General features: G+C 74.0%; 3 protein-coding genes. All 3 read left to right on the forward strand.

The features are described 5' to 3' along the window. Positions 1 to 333 precede the first annotated feature (333 nt). Positions 334 to 891: a gluconokinase gene (locus N869_RS14445; protein ID WP_084137252.1), complete on the forward strand. Its 558-nt coding sequence runs from the start codon at positions 334 to 336 to the stop codon at positions 889 to 891. A gap of 30 nt (positions 892 to 921) precedes the next feature. Further along, entirely contained in the window at positions 922 to 1,779 is an 858-nt protein-coding gene (locus N869_RS14450) for an alpha/beta hydrolase (RefSeq protein WP_232229783.1), read from the forward strand. Between the two features lie 102 nt (positions 1,780 to 1,881). After that, on the forward strand, positions 1,882 to 2,382 hold a 501-nt coding region (locus tag N869_RS18815; RefSeq protein ID WP_269545893.1), incomplete at its 3' end, for a methyl-accepting chemotaxis protein.

Consider the following 2,382-nt stretch of genomic DNA (forward strand, 5'->3'; position numbering starts at 1 on the left):
CGGCGATCAGCAGCGCCAGGCCCAGCAGCAGCACCACGGCGAACGCCACCCACTGGCCGCTGCTGCGGGCCGCGCCACGGGCGTCGTCGGTGGGGGTGCTGATCGGGCCGTCCTGCGGCGTGGGCGCTGGTGCGGTGGCGTCGTGCTCGGACACGGGGTCCCCTCGGGTCGGTGCGGGGCGGGCCCCGTCGCACCACGACCGCGTGGCCCCGTGGTGCTGCCCGCCCACGTCTGCTGCCACAGTAGGCGCAACGCGGTCGTGCCCTCCACCATCCCGCTGCTGCGGCCCGGCCGTGGCTGGCGCGCCCGGCCCGCGCGCGGGAGGCTGAGAGCATGGGCGACGACCAGCTGGACAAGGTGCAGGAGAAGACCGCCGCGGCCGCGATCACCCACCTGGTGATCATGGGGGTGTCCGGCTCGGGCAAGACCACCCTGGCCACCATCCTCACCGACCGCCTCGGCTGGCCCTACGCCGAGGCCGACGAGTTCCACCCCCAGGTGAACATCGACAAGATGACCTCGGGGGAGGCCCTCACCGACCAGGACCGGGCCCCGTGGCTGGAGGCGATCCGGGACTGGCTGAGCGGGCAGGCGCGTGAGGGCCGCAGCGCGATCGTCACGTGCTCGGCGCTCAAGGGCGAGTACCGGGAGGTCCTGCGCGCGGCGCAGGGGCGGGTCGTGTTCGTGCACCTGCACGCCGACGAGGACGTCATCGCGTCCCGGCTCAGCGGGCGCACCGGGCACTTCATGCCGCCCTCGCTGCTCCCGTCCCAGTTCGCGACCCTCAAGCCCCTGGGCGACGACGAGGACGGGCTGACCGTCGTGGTCGACGTGCCGCCGGACGCCGTCGCCGACACCGTCACCGAGTTCCTCCAGCTCGAACGGGCCTGACGCACCGTTCACCGGTGGCAGCATGAGGCTGTGCAGCAACGCCCACGCCCACGCCACCGGATGAGGGTCGTCGCCGGGGCGACGGTCGTGGTCCTCGGGGCCGTGCTGGCCCTGGTCTGGTTCGGGCAACGGTCCCTCATGTACCACCCCGACCGCTCGACACCACCCCCGGCGGCCACGGTGCTCGACGGTGGGCAGGACGTCACCTTCACCACCGCCGACGGACTGGACCTCACCGCCTGGCACGTCCCGGCCACCCCGGGGTGCGTCACCGTCCTCGTGGCGCCCGGCAACGGCGGCAACCGGGCCATGCGCGCACCGCTCGCGCAGGCGTTGGCCGACCAGGGGTGGGGTGTGCTCCTGCTCGACTACCGCGGGTACGCGGGCAACCCCGGTGCCCCCACCCAGTCCGGTCTGGCGCGGGACGTCCGCGCCGCGCGGGAGTGGCTGGTCCGGGACGCCGGCGCGGAGCACCTCGTCTACCTGGGTGAGAGCCTCGGCACCGGCGTGGTCACCGAGCTCGCCGCCGAGCACCCCCCGGTCGCGCTCGTCCTGCGCTCCCCGTTCACGTCCATGTCCGCCGTCGCCGACGCCGTGTACGGGGTGCCCCTCGGGTGGCTGCTCCGCGACCGTTTCCCCACCACGGAGCACCTGCGCTCGGTGCAGGTGCCGGTCGCGGTGGTCCTCGGCGAGCAGGACCGGCTCGTCCCGCCGCAGATGAGTCGCGACGTCGCCGAGATCGCACGGGCGGGCGGCGCGCCCGTGCTCGAGGTCGCGGTCGCGGGTGCGGACCACAACGACGCGGAGCTGTCCTGGGGCACCGACCTCCTCGAGGCGGTCGGGGACGCCGTGGCGCTCGCGGGGCGTGCCTGCGGTTCCGAGGGGTGAGCCGGTCCGCACTCGGTGCGACGAACACCTCAAGTGTGCGTGGGGGTGGTCGATCACACCGATGAGTCCACCCGGCTCGGTCATGGTGACGAAGGAGTGACGATGCGATTCAACCGCCGTACCGACGCGGCCGGACAGGACCACCCCGGTGCCGACGGTGTGCGCGTCCCCCGTGCCGTGGTGGGTGAGGTCCTCGCCCACAACGACGAGCTCGGGCACGCCGCAGCAGAACTGACCGGCTCGGTGGAGCAGATGGCCACCACCACCCGCGCCAGCGCCCAGGCGGCTGAGGACGCGTGCTCGGCCACCACCCGCGTGGAGCACGGTGCAGGTTCGGTGGCGTCCGCCGTCAGCCAGATGGCCGCGGCGATGCGTGAGGTCGCCAGCTCGGCCGCCGAGGCCACCGGTGTCACCGCCGAGGCCACGGCCGTCACCCGTGAGGTGCGGGCATCGGTGGAGCGGCTGACGTCCTCCACCGCCCAGATCGACGGGGTCGTCAGCACCGTCACCGGGATCTCGGACCAGACGCGCATGCTCGCCCTGAACGCGACCATCGAGGCCGCCCGGGCTGGCGCCGCGGGCAAGGGCTTCGCGGTCGTCGCC

Source organism: Cellulomonas bogoriensis 69B4 = DSM 16987 (assembly GCF_000767165.1).
Taxonomy (GTDB): Bacteria; Actinomycetota; Actinomycetes; order Actinomycetales; family Cellulomonadaceae; genus Actinotalea; species Actinotalea bogoriensis.

What these genes read in the sequence shown, in the direction of transcription:
- N869_RS14445 (WP_084137252.1), top strand. Translation starts at nt 334, where the DNA reads ATGGGCGACGACCAGCTGGACAAGGTGCAGGAGAAGACCGCCGCGGCC.